The sequence below is a fragment of the Micromonospora haikouensis genome (assembly GCF_000876225.1).
In the GTDB taxonomy this organism is placed as follows: domain Bacteria; phylum Actinomycetota; class Actinomycetes; order Mycobacteriales; family Micromonosporaceae; genus Micromonospora; species Micromonospora haikouensis.
The window spans coordinates 2,645,437-2,669,995 of record NZ_JXSX01000001.1 but is presented as its reverse complement, the minus strand read 5'-3'; the positions used below and the strand labels follow the sequence as shown (position 1 = coordinate 2,669,995).

Genomic DNA, 24,559 nt, shown 5'->3' with positions numbered 1-24,559 from the left:
GCGGCGACGAGGGCGTCGAGCAGGGCGTTGCCGGCCGCGTAGCCGGCCTGGCCGCCGCCGCCCCAGACGCCGGCGACGGAGGAGAACACGACGAACGCGTCGAGGTCCCGGCTGCGGCAGGCGGCGTCCAGGTGCAGGGCCCCGAGCACCTTCCCGGCGAGGGTCGCCGACAGGTCGGCGGCGGTCGCCTCGTGTGCCGGCACGGTCCCGCCGGACGCGCCGGCGGTGTGCACGACGGCAGTGAGCGCGGGCAGCCCGGCAACGAGGGCATCGACGGCGGCGGCGTCGGTGACGTCGCAGGCGACGACCCGCACCGCCCCGGCCAGCTCCTCGATCAACTCGGCGGCACCGGGGGCGTCCGCGCCACGCCGGGACGCGAGCACCACCTCGGCTGCCCCGTTGGCCAGCAACCACCGCGCCGTGTGCCGACCCAACGCACCCGTACCACCGGTGACCAGCACCGTCCCCGACGGACGCCAACCCGAACCGACCGGCGGGACGGCGGGCACCAGCCGCCGGCCGAAGACGCCGTTGCGGCGTACCGCCACCTGGTCCAGGGTGCCGTCGGCGAGCACCGCGACGAGCGCGGCGCGGGTGCTGCGGTCGGCGCGGGCGGGCAGGTCGACCAGCCCACCCCAGCGGTCGGGCTGTTCCAGGGCGACGGCGCGACCGAGGCCCCAGGCGAGCGCCGCCCAGGCGTCGGCGGCCCGCTCGCCGGCCGTGACCGGCATGGCGGCGCGGCTGAGCGCCCACACCCTGCCGGGCAGGCCCGTGTCGGTCAGCGCCTGGACGAGCGCGAGCAGCGCCGCCGTGCCGGCCGGCACGCCCGGTGCGTCCGGGAGGGCCTCGTCCTGCCGGGGCAGCACGCACAGCACCCCCGCCCAGCCGTCGACGCCGGTGCGGCGCAGCCGCTCGCCCAACTCCGCCCGGTCGAGGGACGGCGGGGCGGTCAGCGTGTCGACGGTCGCGCCGACCTCGGTGAGCGTCTTCGCGACGCCCGCGTCGGTGCCGCCGCCGACGGTGACGACGAGCCACCGGCCGGTCAGCCCGGCCGTCGGTGCGGGCCGCACGGGCTCCCACCCGATGCGGTACGACCAGCCGTCGAGCGCGGTGTCGCGGGTGCGCGCCTGCCGCCAGTGCGACAGCGCGGGCAGGGCCGAGCTGAGCGCGTCCAGGTCGGCGGAGTCGCCGAGTTGGGCGGCGAGGGCGGTGAGGTCGCCGCGTTCGACGGCGGCCCAGAACTCGGCGTCCCCGCCGTCGGTGTCCTTGCGGGGGCGCGGCAGCGCCTCGGGCCAGAACCGCTGGTGCTGGAACGCGTACGTCGGCAGGTCCACCCGGGACGCGCCGCTGCCGGCGAACCACTGCCGCCACGTCACCGGCACCCCGTTGACGTGCAGCTCGGCCAGGGCGGTCAGCAGCGCGGTCGCCTCGGGCCAGTCCCGGCGCTGGGCCGCGACGGTCAGCACGCCCTCGTCGCCGGGCAGCACGTCGGCGGCCAGAGCCGTCAGCACGCTCTGCGGCCCGACCTCCAGGAACGTGCCCACCCCGGCGGCCCGCAACGCGGCGACCCCGTCGGCGAACCGGACGGCCTCCCGCACGTGCCGCACCCAGTAGTCGGCGGTACGGATCTCCTCGGCGTCGGCGAGCGCCCCGGTCAGGTTCGACACCACCGGCACCAGCGGCGCGGCGAAGTCGAGCCCGTCGAGGACGGCCCGGAACTCGGCGAGCATCGGCTCCATGAGCGGACTGTGGAACGCGTGACTGACAGTCAACCGGCGGGTGCGCACACCCCGGTCGCGCCAGACCTGCTCAAGTTCGTCCAGGGCCTCGACGGCACCGGAGACCACCACGGCCGACGGGCCGTTGACGGCGGCGATCCCGACGTCGGCGCGACCGGCGATCGACTCCGCCACCGCCTCCTCGGGCGCGGCCACCGCGAGCATCCCGCCCCCGGCCGGCAACGCCTGCATCAACCGACCCCGCGCCGCGACGAGCTGACACGCGTCGGCCAGGGACAACACCCCCGCCACATGCGCGGCCGTGATCTCACCGACCGAGTGGCCACCGACGAAGTCCGGCACCACCCCGAACGACTCCACCAGCCGGAACAACGCCACCTCAACCGCGAACAGGCCGGCCTGCGTGAAGACGGTCTGATCCAACAGACCGGCGTCGGCGGAGCCCTCCGCCGCGAACAGCACCCCCTTGAGCGGCTGCGGCAGCAACGGATCCAGGTGACCGCACACCTCGTCAAGCGCCGACGCGAACACCGGGAACGCGGCGGACAACTCCCGACCCATGCCGGCGCGCTGCGCGCCCTGGCCGGAGAAGAGGACCGCGAGCTGGCCGCGTTCGGTGGCCGTGCCGGTGACGAGCGCTGCGGAGGGCTCGCCGCCGTCGAGCGCCCGTAGCGCGGCGAGCAGGCCGTCCCGGTCGGCGACCAGGGCGACAGCCCGCTGCTCCAGGGCTGGGCGCGTCGTCACCGACGACCACGCCACGTCCAAAGCGGCAAGCGACCCGTCATCGGCCAGCCAGCGTGCCCACCGGCCCGCCTGACCCGCCAACGCCCCATCCGTGCGAGCGGACAGCAGCACCGGCACCACCGGCGGCGTCACCCGCTCCACCACGACACCCTCGACGACCTCCGCCGGAGGCTGCTCCACGATCACATGCGCGTTCGTCCCCGAGATCCCGAACGACGACACCGCCGCCCGACGCGGCCGGTCCACGGCCGGCCACGGCGTCGCCTCCGTGGCCAGGGCAACCGCCCCCGCAGCCCAGTCGACATGCGGCGACGGCTCGTCCACGTGCAGGGTCGGCGGCACCACCCCGTGCCGCATCGCCATGACCATCTTGATCACACCCGCCACACCGGCCGCCGCCTGGGTGTGCCCGATGTTCGACTTGATCGACCCCAGCAGCAGCGGGGTCGCCCGGTCCTGCCCGTAGGTGGCGAGCAGCGCCTGCGCCTCGATCGGGTCACCCAGCGTCGTGCCCGTGCCGTGCGCCTCGACGGCGTCCACGTCGGCCGGGGTGAGGCGCGCGTTGGCGAGGGCCTGCCGGATCACCCGCTGCTGCGACGGACCATTCGGCGCGGTAAGCCCGTTCGACGCCCCGTCCTGGTTCACGGCAGTCCCCCGCACCACGGCGAGGACCCGGTGCCCGTTACGGCGGGCGTCCGACAGCCGCTCGACCAGCAGCATCCCGACGCCCTCGGACCAGCCCGTCCCGTCGGCGGCGGCGGCGAACGACTTGCACCGCCCGTCCTGCGACAGCCCGCGCTGCCGGGAGAACTCGATGAACGTACCCGGGGTGGCCATGACGGTCACGCCACCCGCGAGCGCCAGGTCACACTCCCCCGACCGCAACGCCTGCGCCGCCAGGTGCAACGCGACCAGGGACGACGAGCACGCCGTGTCCACGGTCACCGCCGGCCCCTCCAGGCCGAACGTGTACGCCACCCGCCCCGACAGCACACTGCCCGACGTGCCCGTACCCACGTAGCCCTCGACCTCGGCGGGCAGGTCCATGAGGCGCGTCGCCCAGTCGTGGTACATGACGCCCGCGAAGACTCCGGTGCGGCTGCCCCGCAGCCGGACCGGGTCGACCCCGGCGGACTCGAACGTCTCCCACGACGCCTCCAGCAGCAGCCGCTGCTGCGGATCCATGGCCAGGGCCTCGCGGGGCGAGATCCCGAAGAACCCGGGGTCGAACTCCGCCGCTCCGTAGAGGAAGCCGCCGTTGCGGGTGTAGGACGTGCCGCTGTTGTTCGGGTCCGGGTCGAAGAGGGACGCCAGGTCCCAGCCCCGGTCGGCGGGGAACTCGGAGATCCCGTCCCCGCCGACGGCCAGCAACGCCCACAGGTCGTCGGGGCTGGCCACCCCACCCGGGTAGCGGCAGGCCATGCCGACGATCGCGATCGGCTCGTCGGTGTCCTTCGTCGCGCTGGCGACAAGGTCGGTCGCCGACTGGCGTACGCCGGCCAGCTCGGACCACAGGTGCTCGGCGAGCACGGCGGGGGTCGGGTAGTCGAACACCAGCGTCGAGCCGAGCCGCAGCCCCGTGGCCGCGTTGACCCGGTTACGCAGGTCCACCGCCGTCAACGAGTCGAAACCCAACTCCCGGAACGCCCGATCCGCCGGCACCGCCTCCGCACCACCATGCCCCAACACCTGCGCGACGAGGCCCCGGACCAGGAGCACGAGTTGCGCCCGGCCTTCGTCTTCGGTGAGGGCGGCGAGCCGATCGGCCCACCCCCCGCCACCGCCCTGCCCCGCCTGGCGGCGGCTGGTGGTGGTGACTCCGACGAGGGTGCGCAGCATGGGCGGCACCAGGCCGCCGGAGGCGGCGGCCCGCAGGGCGGGCACGTCGATGGTCGCCGGCACCAGGGCAGGCCGTCCCGCCGCCAGGGCCGCGTCGAACAACTCCAAACCGGTGGCCGCGCTCATCGGCGTCAGACCCGCCCGCGCCGAACGCGCCCGATCCGCGTCACCGATCGACGCCGCCATCCCCTCGGTGTCCCACATACCCCACGCCAGGGACACCGCCGGCAGACCAGCCCGCCGCCGGAACGCCGCAAGACCATCCAGGAACGCATTCCCCGCCGCATACGCACCCTGACCCGGCGAACCGAGGACCCCCGCGATCGACGAGAACACCACGAACAGATCCAGGTCGAGGCCGGCCGTCGCCTCGTGCAGATGCCACGCCGCGTCGACCTTCGGCGCGAGCACGGCGGCCAGCCGTTCCCCGGTGAGCCCCTCGACGAGCCCGTCGTCGAGGACGCCCGCCGTGTGCACCACCCCGGCCAGGCGACGGCCGTCGGCGGTGAGCCGCCCGACGAGGGACTGCACGGCCTCGGCATCGGTCACGTCACACGCCGCCACCTCCACCGACGCGCCCAGACCCGACAACCGCCCCGTCAGCTCGTCCGCGCCGTCAGCGGCGGCACCCCGACGCGACACGAGCACCAACGACCGCACCCCGTGCACCGACACCAGATGCTCCGCTACCAGAGCGCCCAACGCGCCCGTACCACCGGTCACCAGCACCGCACCGTCGCCCAGCGGGGCAACCGCCGGGACGTCAGGCACCGACGCGCGCACCAGGCGCGGCACCCACACCCCGCCCGAGCGCACCGCCACCTGACCACCGACGACGACATCGTCGAGGGCGCCGGCCAGCACGGCCGGCAGTTCGGTTGCGCCGTCGCCGTCGGCGTCGAGGTCCGCGAGGACGATGCGGCCGGGGTGCTCCGACTGCGCCGAGCGGAGCAGGCCCCACACGGCCGCGCCGGCCAGGTCGGTCACCCGGTCACCGTCACGCGCCGCGACCGCGCCCCGGGTGACGACGACCAGCCGCGTGTCGGCGAGCGCGTCGGAGGCCAGCCACGCCTGCACCGCACGCAACGCCTCCGACGTCACCGCTCGCACCACCTCGAGGGCCGCGTGGGCGGCGGCGACCGGCAGCACGAGGGCGCGCGGGGCGTCGGCCCCTGCGGCCACCGCCGCCAGCAGGGCCGCCACGTCGGGGTACGCCGCCAACTGGGCCGCGCCCGTCGGCTCGCCGAGGAACCCGGCCGCGGTGGCGTCCTCGGGGGTGAGCAGCGCCCAGCCGGACATCTCACCGGTCGGGGCGACCTCGGCGGCCTGCCACACCACCTCGAACAACGACCGCGACGCCGCACCACTGGCGCCGACGCCGGTCAACTCCCGCAGCGTCAGCGAATCCACCGACACCACCGGCGCACCCGACTCGTCCACCGCGACGAGACGAACCCCGGAACCCACCCGGGTCAGCCGCACCCGCAACACCCGCGCACCCGACGCGTGCACCTGCACACCCGAGAACACGAACGGCACCCGCGCCGCCGACGCCTCTTCACCGAGCAGCAATCCGATCGGGTGCAACGCCGCATCCAGCAACGCCGGATGAACCCCGAACCCGTCCGAGCTCCCCGCCTCATCGGGCAGAGCCACCTCGGCGAACACCTCGCCGTCACCGGCCCACACCCGATGTAGCCCGCGGAACACCGGCCCGTACGCCAGACCCAGCCCCGCCAGGCCCGCATACCAACCCGAAACATCCACCTCCGACACACCCACCGGCGGCCACACCGCCACCACCGGCTCCTCAGCGGACGCCCCCTCCAGCACACCCTCGGCGTGCCGAACCCACCCGGCATCACCGTCGCGTCGGGAGTAGATGGTCACCGGCCGCTCCGGCGCGTCGGCGGGGCCGTCGACCCGTACCTGGATGCGCACGCTCCCGGCGTCGGGCACGACCAGCGGCGCGGCCATGGTCAGCTCCCGGAGCCGGGGCAGACCCGCCTCGTCGCCGGCCCGGACGGCCAGCTCCACGAGCGCCGTGCCCGGCACGAGCGTCGCGCCGGAGACCGCATGATCCGCCAGCCAGGGGTACGCGGCGAGGGACAGCCGGCCGGTGAGCACCACCTCGTCGTTGCCGGCCAGGTCGACGGACGCGCCGAGCAGCGGGTGCCCCGCGTCGCCCAGCCCGGCCCCCGACACGTCGCCGATCCGGGGCCGGCCGGCGTTCGGCCAGTAGCGCTGGTGCTGGAACGCGTACGTCGGCAGGTCCACCCGCCGCGCGCCCGTGCCGGCGAACCACTGCCGCCACGACACCGGCACCCCGTTGACGTGCAGCTCCGCGAGGGCGGCCAGCAACGCGGTCGCCTCGGGCCGGTCCCGGCGCTGGGCGGCGACGGTCAGCACGCCCTCGTCACCGGGCAGCACGTCGGCGGCCATGGCCGTCAACACGCTCTGCGGCCCGACCTCCAGGAACGTGCCCACCCCGGCGGCCCGCAACGCGGCGACCCCGTCGGCGAACCGGACGGCCTCCCGCACGTGCCGCACCCAGTAGTCGACGGTGCGCAGGTCGTCGCCGGTGGCGAGGGCCCCGGTCAGGTTCGACACGACCGGCAGCAACGGCGCGGCGAAGGTGAGCGTCTCCAACACGGCCCGGAACTCGGCGAGCATCGGCTCCATGAGCGGACTGTGGAACGCGTGACTCACCGTCAACCGGCGAGTGCGCACACCCCGGTCGCGCCAGGTCTGCTCAAGTTCGTCCAGGGCCTCGACGGCACCCGACACGACCACGGCCGACGGGCCGTTGACGGCGGCGATCCCGACGTCGGCCCGACCGGTGATCGACTCCGCCACGTCGGCCTCGGCCGCGTTGACCGCGAGCATCCCACCGCCGGCCGGCAACGCCTGCATCAGCCGACCCCGAGCGGCGACAAGTGCGCACGCATCGGCCAACGACAGCACCCCGGCTACATGCGCGGCCGTGATCTCACCGACCGAGTGGCCACCGACGAAGTCCGGCACCACCCCGAACGACTCCACCAGACGGACCAGGGCCACCTCAACGGCGAACAGGCCCGCCTGCGTGAACATGGTCTGGTCCAACAGAGCGGCGTCGGCAGAACCCTCATCGGCGAACAGCACCGGCCGCAGCGGTTGCGGCAGCAGCGGATCCAGGTGACCACACACCTCGTCCAACGCCGATGCGAACACCGGGAACGCCGCGTACAACTCCCGACCCATCCCGGCGCGCTGCGCGCCCTGACCGGAGAACAGCAGCGCCAGGTGTCCGCGCTGCTCCGGGGCGCCCACGACCACGGCCCCGGACGGCTCACCCTCGGCCAGGGCCCGTAGCGCGGCGAGCAGGCCGTCCCGGTCGGCGACCAGGGCGACGGCCCGCTGCTCCAGGGCGGGACGCGTCGTCACCGACGACCACGCCACGTCCAAAGCGGCAAGCGACCCGTCACCGGCCAGCCAGCGTGCCCACCGACCCGCCTGACCCGCGAGGGCGGTATCCGTGCGAGCCGACAGCAGCACCGGCACCACCGGCGGCGTCACCCGCTCCACCACCACACCCTCGGCAACCTCCACCGGAGGCTGCTCGATGATCACATGCGCATTCGTGCCGGAGATCCCGAACGACGACACCGCCGCCCGACGCGGCCGATCCACGACCGGCCACGGCGTCGCCTCGGTAGCCAGGGCAACCGCCCCCGCAGCCCAGTCGACATGCGGCGACGGCTCGTCCACATGCAACGACGCCGGCACCACCCCGTGCCGCATCGCCATGATCATCTTGATCACACCCGCCACACCGGCCGCAGCCTGAGTGTGCCCGATGTTCGACTTCACCGAGCCCAGCCACAGCGGCCGGTCGACCGGCCGATCCTGCCCGTACGTGGCCAACAACGCCTGCGCCTCGATCGGGTCACCCAGCGTCGTGCCCGTGCCGTGCGCCTCCACCGCGTCCACATCCGCCGGAGCCAGCCGCGCATTCGCCAGAGCCTGCCGGATCACCCGCTGCTGCGACGGACCATTCGGCGCCGTCAACCCGTTCGACGCCCCGTCCTGGTTCACCGCCGTCCCCCGCACCACAGCGAGGATCCGGCGGCCCTCCCGCCGCGCATCCGAGAGCCGCTGCACCAGCAGCATGCCCACACCCTCCGACCAGCCCGTCCCGTCCGCCGACGCCGCAAACGACTTGCACCGCCCGTCGGCCGACAACCCCCGCTGCCGCGAGAACTCCACGAACGTCCCCGGCGTCGCCATCACCGTCACGCCACCCGCGAGCGCCAGGTCGCACTCCCCCGACCGCAACGCCTGCGCCGCCAGGTGCAACGCGACGAGGGACGACGAGCACGCCGTGTCCACGGTCACCGCCGGCCCCTCCAGGCCGAACGTGTACGCCACCCGCCCCGACAGCACACTGCCCGACGTGCCCGTACCCACGTAGCCCTCGGTGTCCGGCGGCAGGTCGGCCAGCCGGGAGGCGTAGTCGTGGTACATGACGCCGGCGAAGACGCCGGTGCGGCTGCCCCGCACCCCCGCCGGGTCGACCCCGGCGGACTCGAACGTCTCCCACGACGCCTCCAGCAGCAACCGCTGCTGCGGATCCATCGCGATCGCCTCACGCGGCGAAATCCCGAAGAAGGCGGGGTCGAAGTCGGCCGCCCCGGCGAGGAAACCCCCGTGCCGGGTGTACGAGGTGCCGCTACGGTCCGGGTCGGGGTCGAACAGGGTGTCGAGGTCCCAGCCCCGGTCGGCGGGGAACTCGGAGATCCCGTCCCCGCCGTCGGCCAGCAGCGCCCACAGGTCATCGGGGCTGGCCACCCCACCCGGATAACGGCAGGCCATGCCCACGATCGCGATCGGCTCGTCGGTGCCGGCGACGGCGCGGGTCACCGCCCGGCGGGCGGTGAGCTGGCCGGAGACCTGCTCGTAGAGGTGCTCGGCGAGCACGGCGGGGGTCGGGTAGTCGAACACCAGCGTCGAGGCCAGCCGCAGCCCCGTCGCCGCGTTGACCCGGTTACGCAGGTCAACCGCCGTCAACGAGTCGAAACCCAACTCCCGGAACGCCCGATCCGCCGGCACCGCCTCCGCACCACCATGCCCCAACACCTGCGCCACCAGGCCCCGCACCAGCACGTCGATCTGGGCACGGGCCTCGTCGGGGTCCAGGTTTGCGAGCTGGTCGGCCCAGTCTCCACCGCCCTGGCCGGCCTGCCGTCGGGTGGCCGTCGTGCCGACGAGGGCGCGCAGCACCGCCGGGACCGGGCCGCCCGCGCCGAGGGCGGCCCGCATGGCCGGTACGTCGAGCACGGCCGGCACCAGGGCGGGCCGTCCCGCCGCGAGGGCCGCGTCGAACAACTCCAAACCGGTGGCCGCGCTCATCGGCGTCAGACCCGCCCGCGCCGAACGCGCCCGATCCGCGTCACCGATCGACGCCGCCATCCCCTCGGTGTCCCACATACCCCACGCCAGGGACACCGCCGGCAGACCAGCCCGCCGCCGGAACGCCGCAAGACCATCCAGGAACGCATTCCCCGCCGCATACGCACCCTGACCCGGCGAACCGAGGACCCCCGCGATCGACGAGAACACCACGAACAGATCCAGGTCGAGGCCGGCCGTCGCCTCGTGCAGGTGCCACGCCGCGTCGACCTTCGGCGCGAGGACCCGGGCCAGCCGGTCGGCGTCGATGCCGGTGACCACCGCGTCGTCGAGAACACCCGCCGTGTGCACCACCCCGGCGAGCCGACCACCGTCGGCGGTGAGCCGGCCGACCAGGGCACGCACGGCCTCGGCGTCCGTCACGTCACAGGCCGACACCTCCACCGACGCGCCCAGGCCCGCCAGCCGCTCGACCACGGCGTCCGCGCCGGCAGCGGCCCGGCCCCGGCGCGACACGAGCACCAGCGACCGCACTCCGTGCGCCGACACCAGATGCTCCGCCACCAGAGCGCCCAACGCGCCCGTACCACCGGTCAGGAGCACCGCGCCGTCGCCGACGGTCACCGGCGTCTCCGACGTGGACGCGCGCACCAGGCGGGGCACCCGCACCCCACCCGAACGCACCGCCACCTGACCGCCCACGACGGCGTCGTCGGCGGCCCGGGTGAGCAGGCCCAGGGCGTGCCCGTCGAGGTCGCCGTCAACGTCGGCGAGGACGATCCGGCCCGGGTGCTCGGTCTGCGCCGAGCGGAGCAGGCCCCACACGGCGGAGCCGGCAAGGTCCGCTACCGGATCGGCCGGCCCGGCGGCCACGGCGCCCCGGGTGACGACGACGAGTCGCGTGTCGGCGAGCGCATCGGAGGCCAGCAACGCCTGGGTGGCCGCGAGGACGCCGGTGGTGACCGCCCGCACCGCCTCGGGGAGGGCGGCGTCGGGGGCGGCGGCGACCGGCAACACGAGGGCGCGCGGGGCGTCGGCCCCTGCGGCCACCGCCGCCAGCAGGGCCGCCACGTCGGGGTACGCCGGCAGGCCGGGCAGCATCGCCGGCAGGTCCTCGCCGGCCAGCAGCGCCCAGCCGGCGGGGTCGGCGGCCGGGGCGACGTCGGCAGCCTGCCAGGTCACCTCGAACAGCGACCGGGACGCCGCGCTCGCGACGCCCACCCCGGTCAACTCACGCAACACGATCGAGTCCACCGACACCACCGGCGCACCCGACTCGTCCACCGCGACGAGACGGATCTCAGAGCCCGACCGCGTCAACCGCACCCGCAACAGGCGCGCACCCGACGCGTGCACCTGCACACCCGAGAACACGAACGGCACCCGCGCCCCTGCCGGCCCCTCGTCGGCCAGCAACAGCCCGATCGGGTGCAACGCCGCGTCCAGCAACGCCGGATGCACCCCGAACGCCGCCGCGCCCTCGACCTCGTCGGGCAGGGCCACCTCGGCGAACACCTCGCCGTCGCCGGCCCACACCCGACGCAGCCCGCGGAACACCGGCCCGTAGACCAGGCCGAGACCTGCCAGACCCGCATACCAACCGGACAGGTCCACCTCCGGCAGGCCCACCGGCGGCCACGCCCCCACCACCGGCTCCTCGGCTGCCACCGGCTCCAGCACACCCTCGGCGTGCCGAACCCACCCGGAGTCACCGTCGGTCTCGGCGTGCACCGCGACGGGTCGGGCGCCGGTCGGGTCGGGCGCGCCGACGCGCACCTGGACGCGTACGCCGCCGGTGGCGGGCAGCACGAGTGGCGCGGCGATGGTCAGTTCCCGGAGGCGGGAGACGCCCGCCTCGTCGCCGGCCCGGACGGCCAACTCCACGAGGGCGGTGCCGGGGACGACGACCGTGTCGGAGACGGTGTGCTCGGCGAGCCACGGGTGGGTGGCGACGGAGAGGCGGCCGGTGAGCACGACCATGTCCTCGCCGGCGACGGTGACGGCCGCGCCGAGCAGGGGGTGCCCGGCAGCGCCGAGGCCGGCGCCGGTGACGTCGCCCGCGCGGGCGCGGCCGATGCCGAGCCAGTACCGCTCGTGCTGGAAGGCGTACGTGGGCAGGTCTACGCGCTGCGGTTCGGTGCCGGCGTACCACTGGGTCCAGGTGACCGGCACGCCGTGGACGTGCAGCTCGCCCAGCGCGGCGAGCAGCGCCCGCGCGGCGGGCCGGTCGCGGCGCTGGGCGGCGACGGTCAGCACGCCCTCGTCGCCGGGCAGCACGTCGGCGGCCAGAGCCGTCAACACGCTCTGCGGCCCGACCTCCAGGAACGTGCCCACCCCGGCGGCCCGCAACGCAGCGACCCCGTCGGCGAAGCGGACCGCCTCGCGGACGTGCCGCACCCAGTAGTCGGCCCGGGTCAGCTCCTGCGGTTCGGCGAGCGCCCCGGTCAGGTTCGACACGACCGGCACGAGCGGCGTCCGGAACGACAGCCCGTCGAGGACGGCCCGGAACTCGGCCAGCATCGGCTCCATCAACGGACTGTGGAACGCGTGGCTGACGGCGAGCCGGCGGGTGCGCACGCCCCGGCCCTGCCAGAGCTGCTCGACCTCGTCCAGGGCCTCGACGGCACCCGAGACGACCACGGCCGACGGCCCGTTGACGGCGGCGATCCCGACGTCGGCGCGACCGGCGATCGACTCGATCACGTCGGCCTCGGCCGCGTTGACCGCCAGCATCCCGCCGCCGGCCGGCAACGCCTGCATCAACCGACCCCGCGCCGCCACCAGCGCGCACGCGTCGGCCAGCGACAACACCCCCGCCACATGCGCGGCCGTGATCTCACCAACCGAATGCCCACCGACGAAGTCCGGCACCACCCCGAACGACTCCACCAGCCGGAACAACGCCACCTCAACCGCGAACAACCCCGCCTGCGTGAACACGGTCTGATCCAACAGACCCGCCTCGGCGGAACCCTCATCGGCGAACAGCACCGGCCGCAGCGGCTGCGGCAGCACCGGATCCAGGTGACCGCACACCTCGTCAAGCGCCGACGCGAACACCGGGAACGCGGCGGACAACTCCCGACCCATGCCGGCGCGCTGCGCGCCCTGGCCGGAGAAGAGGACGGCGAGCTGCCCGCCGGGGGTGCCGGCGGCGGCGGTGACGACGGTGCCGGCCGGTTCGCCGGCGGCGAGGGCGCGCAGCCCGGCGAGGAGTTCGTCGCGGTCGGCTGCCGCGAGCACGGCGCGGTGTTCCAGGGTGGCCCGGGTGACGACGGACGACCAGCCCACGTCGGCGGGGCGGGGGGTCGGGTCGGCGGCGAGCCAGCGGGCCCAGCGGTCGGCCTGGGCGGCGAGGGCCGCCTGGGTGCGGCCCGACAGCAGCACGGCCGCCGGGTGCGCGTCGCCGGTGTGGGCGGACGCGTCGCCGGAGCGCACCGCCGCCTCGCCGGGTCGGGCGGGCCGGGGGTCGGCGGGCGGCTGCTCGATGACGACGTGCGCGTTGGTGCCGCTGACCCCGAACGAGGAGATGGCGGCGCGGCGGGGGCGGCCCGTCTCGGGCCACGGCCGGGCCTCGGTGGCCAGTTCGACGGCGCCGGCCGTCCAGTCGATGTGCGGGGACGGCTCGTCGACGTGCAGGGTGCGGGGCACCACCCCGTGCCGCATCGCCATGATCATCTTGATGATCCCGGCGGCCCCGGCGGCAGCCTGGGTGTGCCCGATGTTCGACTTGATCGAGCCCAGCAGCAGCGGGGTCGCCCGGTCCTGCCCGTAGGTGGCGAGCAGCGCCTGCGCCTCGATCGGGTCACCCAGGGTGGTGCCGGTGCCGTGGGCCTCGACCGCGTCCACGTCCGCCGGGGTCAACCGCGCGTTCGCCAGGGCCTGCCGGATCACCCGCTGCTGCGACGGACCATTCGGCGCGGTAAGACCGTTCGACGCCCCGTCCTGGTTCACCGCCGTGCCCCGCACCACGGCGAGGATCCGCCGGCCGTCGCGCCGCGCATCGGAGAGCCGCTGCACCAGCAGCATGCCCACGCCCTCCGACCAGCCCGTCCCGTCCGCCGACGCGGCGAACGACTTGCACCTACCGTCAGCCGACAACCCCCGCTGCCGCGAAAACTCCACGAACGTCCCCGGCGTCGCCATCACCGTCACACCACCGGCCAGGGCCAAGTCACACTCCCCCGACCGCAGCGCCTGCGCCGCCAGGTGCAACGCGACCAGCGACGACGAGCACGCCGTGTCGACGGTGACGGCCGGCCCCTCCAGGCCGAACGTGTAGGCGACGCGTCCGGAGACGACGCTGCCCGAGTTGCCGGTGCCGATGTAGCCCTCCAGGCCCTCCGGCAGTTCCTGCACCTGCGAGGCGTAGTCGTGATACATCAGGCCGGCGAAGACGCCGGTGCGGCTGCCCCGCACCCGCGCCGGGTCGACCCCGGCGGACTCGAACGTCTCCCACGACGCCTCCAGCAGCAACCGCTGCTGCGGATCCATCGCGATCGCCTCACGCGGCGAAATGCCGAAGAAGGCCGGGTCGAACTCCGCCGCCCCGGCGAGGAAGCCGCCGTGCCGGGCGTAGGAGGTGCCGGGGTGGTCGGGGTCGGGGTGGAAGAGAGACTCCAGGTCCCAGCCCCGGTCGGCCGGGAACTCGGAGATCCCGTCCCCGCCGTCGGCCAGCAGCGCCCACAGGTCGTCGGGGCTGGCCACCCCGCCCGGATAACGGCAGGCCATGCCCACGATCGCGATCGGCTCGTCGCCGCCGCCGGTGGCGGCGACCGCCTCGGGCCGGTCGGCGGTCACGCCGGTGAGCTGCTCGTGCACGTGCGCGGCGAGGGCCGTCGGGGTCGGGTAGTCGAACACCAGCGTGGACGCCAGCCGCAGCCCCGTGGCCGCGTTGACCCGGTTACGCAGGTCCACCGCCGTCAACGAGTCGAAACCCAACTCCCGGAACGCCCGATCCGCCGGCACCGCCTCCGCACCACCATGCCCCAACACCTGCGCGACCAGACCCCGCACCAGCACGTCCACCTGGGCGCGGGCCTCGTCGGGGGCGAGCGCGGCGAGGCGCTGCGCCCAGCCGCCGGCCGCGCCGCCGCCGGCCTGCCGCCGGGCGGTCGCGGTGCCGACGAGGGCGCGCAGCATCGGCGGTACGCCGGTGGCGGTGGCCGCCGCGCGCAGCGCCGGCACGTCGACGACGGCGGGGACGAGCGCGGCGGCGTCGGCGGCGACGGCGGCGTCGAACAGGGCTACGCCGACGGGCCCGCTGATCAGGCCGAGGCCGGAGCGGGTGACCCGGGACCGGTCGGCGGCGCTGAGGGTGGCGGCCATGCCGTCGGTGTCCCACATGCCCCAGGCCAGGGAGTGCGCGGTCAGGCCCCGGGCCCGGCGGTGGGCGGCGAGCGCGTCGAGGAAGTGGTTGGCGGCGGCGTACGCGCCCTGGCCCGGGGAGCCGAGGACCCCGGCGATGGAGGAGAACATCACGAACAGGTCGAGGTCGAGGCCGGCGGTGGCCTCGTGCAGGTGCCACGCCGCATCGACCTTCGGCGCGAGGACCCGGGCCAGCCGGTCGGCGTCGATGCCGGTGACCACCGCGTCGTCCAGCACCCCGGCGGTGTGCACCACCCCGGCGAGCCGACCACCGTCGGCGGTGAGCCGCCCGACCAGGGCACGCACGGCGTCGGGGTCGGTGACGTCGCAGGCGAGCACGTCGACCCGCGCGCCGAGGCCGGTCAGCTCGGCGGCGAGGTCGGCCGCACCGTCGGCGGCGGGGCCGCGCCGGCTGACCAGGGCGAGGGAGTCCACGCCCCGGTCGGTGACGAGGTGCCGGGCCAGCAGCGCGCCGAGGGCGCCGGTGCCGCCGGTGACGAGGACGGTGCCGCCGAGGGGACGTCGGGCGGGCGCGGGTGGGGTGTCGGCGCGTACCAGACGGGGGGTCAGGATCGTGTCGGCGCGGACGGCGAGCTGCGCCGCAGCCGGGTCGTCGGCGGCGGCGGCGAGCAGCGCGACGGCGGGCGCGTCGAGGTCCCGGTCGAGGTCGGCCAGGACGATCCGGCCGGGGTGCTCGGACTGGGCGGCGCGCAGCAGGCCCCACACGGCCGCGCCGGTCAGCTCGTCGGCGGGGTCGGCGTCGGTGGCCCGGACCGCGCCCCGGGTGACCACCGCGAGGCGGGTGTCGGCGAGGGCGTCGGCGGCGAGCCACGCCTGGACGGCGGCGAGCACGGCGGCGGTGCCGGCCCGCACGGCGGCGGGCAGCGCGTCGGCGGGCAGGCCGGCGGGCGTGGCGGGCACGGGCAGCAGGACCAGCGGGGGTACGTCGCCGGCGGCGGCCAGCTCGGCGACGCCCGGGTGGGCGGGGACGCCGGGCAGCGCGGGCATGGCGGGGCCGAGCAGGGCGGCGCGGGGCGCGTCGGCGGGGGCGAGCGGCTCGGCCCGCCAGTCGACGCGGAACAGCGACCGGGCGGCGAGGGTGGCCGCCGACGGGTCGCCGCCGGTCATCTCGCGCAGGACGAGGGAGTCGACGGTGACCACGGGCCGGTCGGTGTCGTCGACGGCGAGCAGCCGCACGGCGGTGCCGGCGCGGGTGAGCCGGACGCGGAGGGTGTCCGCGCCGACGGCGTGCACCTGGACGCCCGCGAACGCGAACGGGGCCTTGGGGCCGGTGGTGCCGTCGCCGGGCAGCAGGGCGGTGGGGTGCAGGGCGGCGTCGAGCAGGGCGGGGTGCACGCCGAAGCCGGCGCTGCCGTCGGCGGTCGCGGCGGGCAGGGTCACCTCGGCGTAGACGGTGTCGTCGCCGGCCGTCCAGGCGCGGCGCAGGCCCTGGAACACCGGCCCGTACGTCATGCCGTGGCCGGCGAGGGCGTCGTACCAGCCGGCGAGGTCGGCCTCGACGGCGGCGGCGGGGGGCCACGCGCCGAGGCCGGCGTCGGCGGTGGGTTCGACGGCGGTGAGCAGGCCCTCGGCGTGCCGCACCCAGTCGCCGTCGGGGTCGTGGTCGGGCTGGGAGTGCACGGTGACGGCCCGTCCGCCGAGGCCGTCGCGGGGGCCGACGCGGACCTGGACGCGCACCGCGCCCTGGGCGGGGAGCACGAGCGGGGTGGCGATGGTCAGCTCCCCCACCCGGCAGGGGCCGAACTCGTCGCCGGCGCGCAGCGCCAGTTCGACGAGCGCGGTGCCGGGGACGACGACCGCGCCGGCGACCACGTGGTCGGCCAGCCACGGCTGGGCGGCGACGGAGAGCCGGCCGGTGAGCACGGCCGCGTCCTCGCCGGCCAGCCGGACGGCGGCGGCGAGCAGCGGGTGCCCGGCCGCGCCGAGGCCCGCCCCGGAGACGTCGGAGGCGCGGCCGGCGGGCCGCAGCCAGAAGCGTTCCCGCGCGAACGCGTACGTGGGCAGGTCGACCCGGGTCGGGGCGGCGTCGGCGAGCAGCGGGGCCCAGTCGACGGTGGATCCGGCGGCGTACAGCTCGGCGAGGGCGGCGAGCAGGGCGCGGGGCTCGGCGCGGTCGCGGCGCTGGGCCGGGACGGCGAGCAGCTCGTCGCCGGTCAGGGTCTCGCGGACCAGGGCGGTGAGCACCGCGCCGGGGCCGATCTCGACGAACGTGTCCGCCCCGGCGGCGCGCAGCGCGGCGACCCCGTCGGCGAACCGGACGGCCTCGCGGACGTGCCGCACCCAGTAGTCGGCGGTACGCAGGTCGTCGGCGTCGGCGAGCGCCCCGGTCAGGTTCGACACGACCGGCACGAGCGGCGCGGCGAACGTCAGCGTCTCCAGGGTCGCCTGGAACTCGGCCAGCATCGGCTCCATCAGCGGACTGTGGAACGCGTGGCTGACGGCCAGCCGGCGGGTGCGCACGCCCCGGCCCTGCCAGGTCTGCTCGACCTCGTCCAGGGCCTCGACCGCGCCGGAGACCACCACGGAGGTGGGCCCGTTGACGGCGGCGATCCCGACGTCGGCCCGACCGGCGATCGACTCGATTACGTCGGCCTCGGCCGCGTTGACCGCCAGCATCCCGCCGCCGGCCGGCAACGCCTGCATCAACCGACCCCGCGCCGCGACGAGCTGACACGCGTCGGCCAGGGACAGCACCCCCGCCACGTGCGCGGCGGTGATCTCACCGACCGAGTGCCCGCCGACGAAGTCCGGCACCACCCCGAACGACTCGACGAGCCGGAACAGGGCCACCTCGACGGCGAACAGGCCCGCCTGCGTGAAGACGGTCTGGTCCAACAGAGCGGCGTCGGCGGAGCCCTCCGCCGCGAACAGCACCTCCTTGAGCGGCTGCGGCAGCAGCGGATCCAGGTGACCACACACCTCGTTCAACGCCGACGCGAACACCGGGAACGACTCCGCCAACTCCCGGCCCATGCCGGCACGCTGCGCGCCCTGGCCGGAGAAGAGCAGGGCGACGGGGCCCCGGTCGGCGGCGCGGCCGGTGACGACGGCGTCGGTGGGCTCGCCTGCCGCGAGGGCGGTCAGGGCGGCGGCCAGCTCGGCGTGGTCGGCGGTGAGGAGCACCGCGCGGTGTTCCAGGGCGGTGCGGGCGACGAGCGACGTCCATCCGACGTCGACCAGCCGGGGCAGGTCGCCGCCGGTGGTCCGGTCGGCCCAGCGCCGGGCCCACCGGGTGGCCTGGCGGGACAGGCCACCCTCGCCCCGGGCGGAGAGCAGCACCGGCACCAGCGGCGGGGCGGGGTGCCCGGCGTCGCCGTGCGGCCGGTCGGCGGTCACGCCGTCCTGCCGCTGCACGGTCGCGCCGGGCGGCTGCTCGGCGGTCGCGTCGTCGGCCACCGGCGTGGGCGGCTGCTCGATGATCACGTGGGCGTTGGTGCCGCTGACGCCGAACGACGACACGGCGGCGCGGCGCGGCCGGTCCACCTGCGGCCACGGCCGGGCCTCGGTGAGCAGCTCGACCGCGCCGGCCGTCCAGTCGACGTGCGGGGTGGGCTCGTCGATGTGCAGGGTCGCCGGCAGGGTGCCGTGCCGCAGCGCCTGCACCATCTTGATCACCCCGGCGACGCCGGCGGCGGCCTGGGTGTGGCCGATGTTCGACTTGATCGACCCCAGCCACAGCGGCTGGTCGGCGGGGCGGTCCTGCCCGTACGTGGCCAGGAGCGCCTGCGCCTCGATGGGGTCGCCGAGGGTGGTGGCGGTGCCGTGGGCCTCGACGGCGTCCACGTCGGCGGTGGTGAGGCCGGCGTTGGCGAGGGCCTGCCGGATCACCCGCTGCTGCGACGGCCCGTTCGGGGCGGTCAGCCCGTTGGACGCGCCGTCCTGGTTGACGGCGGAGCCGCGCACGATGGCGAGGATGCGGTGGCCGCGCCGCTGGGCGTCGCTGAGGCGTTCGACGAGGAGGACGCCGACGCCCTCGCCCCAGCCGGTGCCGTCGGCGGCGGCGGCGAAGGAACGGCACCGCCCGTCGGCGGCGAGGCCGCCCTGCCGGGTGAACTCGACGAACGCGCCGGGGGTGACCATGACGGTAACGCCGCCGGCCACGGCGAGGTCGCACTCGCCCTGCCGCAGCGACTGCACGGCCAGGTGCAGGGCCACCAGCGACGACGAGCAGGCGGTGTCGACGGTGACGGCCGGGCCCTCCAGGCCGAACGTGTAGGAGACGCGGCCGGAGATGACGCTGTGCGCGCCGCCGGTGAGCCGGTAGCCGTCCAGGTCGGGGGTCTCGTCGCCGGTGCCGTAGCCGGACGGGGACGCGCCGACGAACACGCCGGTGGGGGTGCCGTGCAGGCTGTCGGGGGTGACGCCGGCCTGCTCGAACGCCTCCCAGGTGGCCTCCAGCAGCAGCCGCTGCTGCGGGTCCATGGCGAGGGCCTCGCGGGGGGAGATGCCGAAGAAGACGGGGTCGAAGTCGGTGGCCCCGTCGAGGAACCCGCCGTGCCGGGTGTAGGAGCGGCCGGGCGCGTCGGGGTCGGCGGCGAGGAGCCGGTCGAGGTCCCAGTGCCGGTCGGGGGCGAACTCGGTGATGCCGTCGCGGCCGGAGGCGACGAGGTCCCACAGCCCGTCGGGGTCGCTGACGCCGCCGGGGTAGCGGCAGCTCATGCCGACGATGGCGATGGGTTCGTCGGCGGCGGCCGGGCCGGTGCCGCCCCCGGGGGTACCGGCGGCGGGCGCGGCGTCGTCGAGCCGCAGCAGGGCGGCCAGGTGCCCGGCGAGAGCGGCCGGGTTGGGGTAGTCGAAGATGAGGGTGGTGGGCAGGGCCAGCCCGGTCGCGGCGGTGAGCTGGTTGCGCAGCTCCACGGCGGTCAGCGAGTCGAAGCCCAGCTCCTTGAACGCCCGCTTCGGCTTGACCGCGTCGGTGCCGGTGTGGCCGAGGATGGCGGCGGCGTGGCCGCGCACCAGGTCGGTGAGCTGCCGGTCGCGTTCGGCGCGGGTCACGGCGGCCAGGTCGCGGCGCAGGGCGGCGGCGTGGTCGGTGATGCCGTCGGCGGGGCGGGCGGCGAGGGCGTCGCGGGCCTCGGCGATGTCGTCGAGCAGCGGGCGGGGCCGGGCGGACGCGTAGGCGGGGGCGAAGTGTTCCCAGGCGACGTCGGCGACGACGAGGCAGGTCTCGCCGTGCTCGACGGCGCGGCGCAGGGCGAGCAGCGCGGCGGCCGGCTGCATCGGGTTGAGGCCGCGCCGGCTGAGCAGTCGCTGCGCCTCCTCGGTGGTGGCCATGCCGCCCTCGGCCCAGGCACCCCAGGAGACGGAGGTGGCGGCGAGTCCCCGGGCGCGGCGCTGCTCGGCGAGCGCGTCGAGGTACGCGTTCGCGGCCGCGTACGCGCCCTGGCCGCCGCTGCCCCACACACCGGAGATGGAGGCGAACGTGACGAACGCGTCGAGCGGCCGGTCGCCGAGCAGCTCGTCGAGGTGCACCGCCCCGGCGACCTTGCCGGCCATGACGTGGTCGAGGACGTCGAGGTCGGTGTCGACGAGGGCGGTGAGCTGGGTGATGCCGGCGGCGTGCAGCACGGCGGTGAGCGGGGCGACGTCGTCGAGGCCGGCGACGAGGGCGGCGACCTGCTCGCGGTCGGCCATGTCGCAGGCGGCGACGGTGACCCGTACGCCGGTGGCGGTCAGCTCGTCGGCCAGCTCGGCCGCGCCGGCGGCGGCGAGTCCCCGGCGGCTGGTGAGCACCAGGTGTTCGGCGCCGTTGGCGGCGAGCCAGCGGGCGGCCTGCGCGCCGATCGCGCCGGTGCCGCCGGTGACGAGGATGGTGCCGCGCGGCTGCCACGTCGTGACCCGCCCGGCGGTGCGGGTGGTGGCGCGGGCGAGGCGGCGCACGAACGTGCCGTAGGGGCGGACGGCGAACTGGTCCTCGTCGCCGCCGCCGACGAGGATGCGGGCGACCTCGGCCCAGCAGGCGGCGTCGGGCGCGGCGGGCAGGTCGACGAGGCCGCCCCACTGGCCGGGGTGTTCCAGGCCGACGACCCGGGCGAGGCCCCACAGGGCGTGCTGGGCGGCGCTGGCCACCGGTTCGGCCGGGTCGGTGCCGACGCCGCCGACGGTGAGGCACCACAGCGGGGCGGGCAGGTCGGCGTCGCGCAGCGCCTGCACGAGGCGGGTGGTGGCGACCAGGCTGGTGGGGATGCCGGGGTGGTCCGGGTACTGGTCGTCGGCGAGGCCGAGCAGCGACACCACGCCGGCCAGGGGCGCGTCCCGGTGCGCGGCGAGGGCGGCGGCCAGCTCCTCGCGGGTGGCCCCGGCGGGGTCGACGGCGACGCGCCGCACCCGCCGGCCGTCGGGGGCGGACCCCGGTGCGGCGGCCGGGTCGGCAAGGGCGGCTTCGAGGGCGTCCACCCAGCCGGCCACGGTGGCGTCGCCGGCCGGCAGGACCACGAGCAGGTCACCGGCCACGGTCGGGCCGGCGGGCGGGCCGGCGGGCTTCCAGACGATCCGGTACGACCAGCCGTCGAGCACGGCGCGCTGCAGCCGGGCCTTGCGCCACGACGACAGCACGGGCAGCGCCGGGGCGAGCACCTCCAGGTCGGCGGGCGCGCCGTCGAGCTGGGCGGCGAGGGCGGCCACGTCGGCGCGTTCGACGGCCGACCAGAACTCGACGTCGACGACGTCGGGGCTGACCGGTCCGGTGGCGGTGGCGGCGGCCGTCCGCTCGGGCCAGTAGCGCTGCCGCTGGAACGCGTAGGTGGGCAGGTCGACCAGGGCGTCGGCGGGGGCGAGGACGCGGCGCAGGTCGACGGCGAGGCCGTGGGCGTGGGCGGCGGCGAGGCTGGTGAGCAGCCGCGCGGCGGCGTCCTCGCCGCGGCGCAGGGTGGCCAGGGCCCGGCCGGTGGTGCCGGTGTCGTCGAGGATCGCGGTGAGCGACATGCTCAGCACCGGATGCGGGGAGACCTCGACGAAGTCGGTGTGTCCGGCGTCGACGGCGGTGCGCACGGCGGTGTCGAACAGCACCGGCCGGCGGAGGTTCTCCGCCCAGTAGTCGGCGTCGAGGGCCGCGCCGTCGATCCAGGTGCCGGTGACGGTGGAGAGGATCCGCACGTCGGCGTCGCCGGGCACGACGCCCGCCAGGTCGGCGCGCATCCGGTCGGCGACGGGCTGCACGGCCGGCGAGTGGGAGGCGTAGTCGATGTCGATGATCCGGGCGCGTACGCCCTCGGCGGCGTACGCGGCGGCCAGGTCGGCGACGGCCTGCGGCGGGCCGGAGACGACGGTGGCGGTGGGCCCGTTGACGACGGAGACGCTCAGCCCGTCGGGGAGCCGGCCGGCGACCTCGGCGGCGGGCAGGTCGACCGCGACCATCGCGCCGGTGCCGGCGATGCCGGCGAGGGCGCGGGCCCGCAGGGCGAGGATCTTGACGGCGTCGGCGAGGGAGAGCGCCCCGGCGACGTGGGCGGCGACGATCTCGCCCTGCGAGTGGCCGACGACGGCGCGGGGGGTGAGGCCGGCGTGCCGCCACACCCGGGCCAGGCCGACGCCGACGGCGAACAGGGCCGGCTGGACGACCTCGGTGCGGGTCAGCCACGACTCGTCGGCGCCGGTGAGGACGGCGACCAGGTCCACGTCGAGCCAGCGGTCGAACTCGGCCTGGCACTCGGCGAGGGCCTCGTCGAAGACGGGGCAGGTGCCGATCAGGCCGGCGGCCATCGAGACGTACTGGGCGCCCTGGCCGGGGAAGACCCAGACGGGTCCCTCGCCGGGTTCGCCGGCCACGCCGGTGACGACGGTCCCGGCGGGGGTGCCGGCGGCGAGGGCGTCGAGGCCGGCGAGGAGCTGCGCCGGGTCGGCGGCGACGACGGCGGCCCGGTGCTCGAACTCGGAGCGGGTGGCGGCGAGGGACCAGGCGAGCCGGGCCGGGTCGAGGCCGGCGCGGGCGCGGACGTAGCGGGCGAGACGGGCGGCCTGGGCGCGCAGGGCCGCCGTGGACCGGGCGGACAGCGCCCACACGGTGGCGGCGGGCGCGGCGAGCAGGCCGGGCCGGTCCTCGGGTACGCCGGGGGCGGGCGCGGCGTCGGCCTGTTCGAGGATGACGTGGGCGTTGGTGCCGGAGATGCCGAACGACGACACGGCGGCCCGGCGCGGCCGGTCCACCTCGGGCCAGGGCCGGGGCTCGGTGAGCAGCGACACGGCCCCGGCCGACCAGTCGATGTGCGGCGACGGGGTGTCGACGTGCAGGGTAGCCGGCAGCAGCCCGTGCCGCATCGCCATGACCATCTTGATGATCCCGGCGATGCCGGCGGCGGACTGGCTGTGCCCGATGTTCGACTTGATCGAGCCGAGCCACAGCGGGTCGTGCCCGTCGCGGTCCCGCCCGTAGGTGGCCAGCAGCGCCTGCGCCTCGATCGGGTCGCCGAGGGTGGTGCCGGTGCCGTGGGCCTCGACGGCGTCCACGTCGGCGGGGGCGAGCCGGGCGTTGCTGAGCGCCTGCCGGATGACCCGCTGCTGCGCCGGCCCGTTGGGGGCGGTGAGCCCGTTGGACGCGCCGTCCTGGTTGATCGCGGAGCCGCGCACCACGGCGAGGACGCGGTGGCCGTTGCGCTGGGCGTCGGAGAGCCGTTCAACGAGGAGCAGGCCGACGCCCTCGGCCCAGCCGGTGCCGTCGGCGGCGGCGGCGAACGACTTGCACCGCCCGTCGGAGGCGAGGCCGCGCTGCCGGGAGAACCCGACGAACGCGCTGGGGGTGGCCATCACGGTCACGCCGCCCGCGAGGGCCAGATCGAACTCGCCGGACCGCAGCGCCTGGCAGGCCAGGTGCAGGGCGACCAGCGACGACGAGCAGGCGGTGTCCACGGTGACGGCCGGCCCCTCCAGGCCCAGCGCGTACGCGATGCGGCCGGAGACGACGCTGGTGGCGGTGCCGGTGAGCAGGTAGCCCTCGTCGGCGCCGTCCGCGCCGCCGTCCTGGCCGACGCCGTAGCCGTTGGCGGCGGTGCCGACGAACACGCCGACCTTCTGCCCGCGCACCGACGACGGGGCGATGCCGGCCGACTCGAACGCCTCCCACGAGGTCTCCAGCAGCAGCCGCTGCTGCGGGTCCATGGCCAGGGCCTCGCGGGGGCTGATGCCGAAGAAGTCGGCGTCGAACTCGGCCGCCTCGTAGAGGAACCCGCCCTGCTGGGTGGTGGAACGGCCGACCCGGCCGGCCTCCGGGTCGTACAGGTTGTCCAGGTCCCAGCCCCGGTCGGCGGGGAAGCCGCCGATGGCGTCGCCGCCTGCGGCCACCAGGTCCCACAGCTCGTCCGGCGACGACACCCCGCCCGGGTAGCGGCAGGACATCGCCACGATGGCGATCGGCTCCCGGGCCGCCGCCGTCAGCTGCTGGTTGAGCTGCTTGAGCCGGCTGGTCTCCTTGAGCGAAGCCCGAAGCGCCTCGACGACCTTATCTGCAGACGTGGACATCAGTT

The 24,559-nt window shown here is 76.0% G+C and carries 1 protein-coding gene (cut by a window edge); it reads right to left on the bottom strand.

The genetic code is table 11. The features are described 5' to 3' along the window. Window positions 1-24,554: the 5' portion of a type I polyketide synthase gene (locus tag TK50_RS11375; RefSeq protein ID WP_043962714.1), read on the bottom strand. The gene continues 5,467 nt to the left of window position 1, outside the view; the window shows 24,554 of its 30,021 coding nt (coding positions 1-24,554); the start codon lies at window positions 24,552-24,554; its stop codon lies off the left edge, out of view. Between the last annotated feature and the right edge of the window lie 5 nt (window positions 24,555-24,559).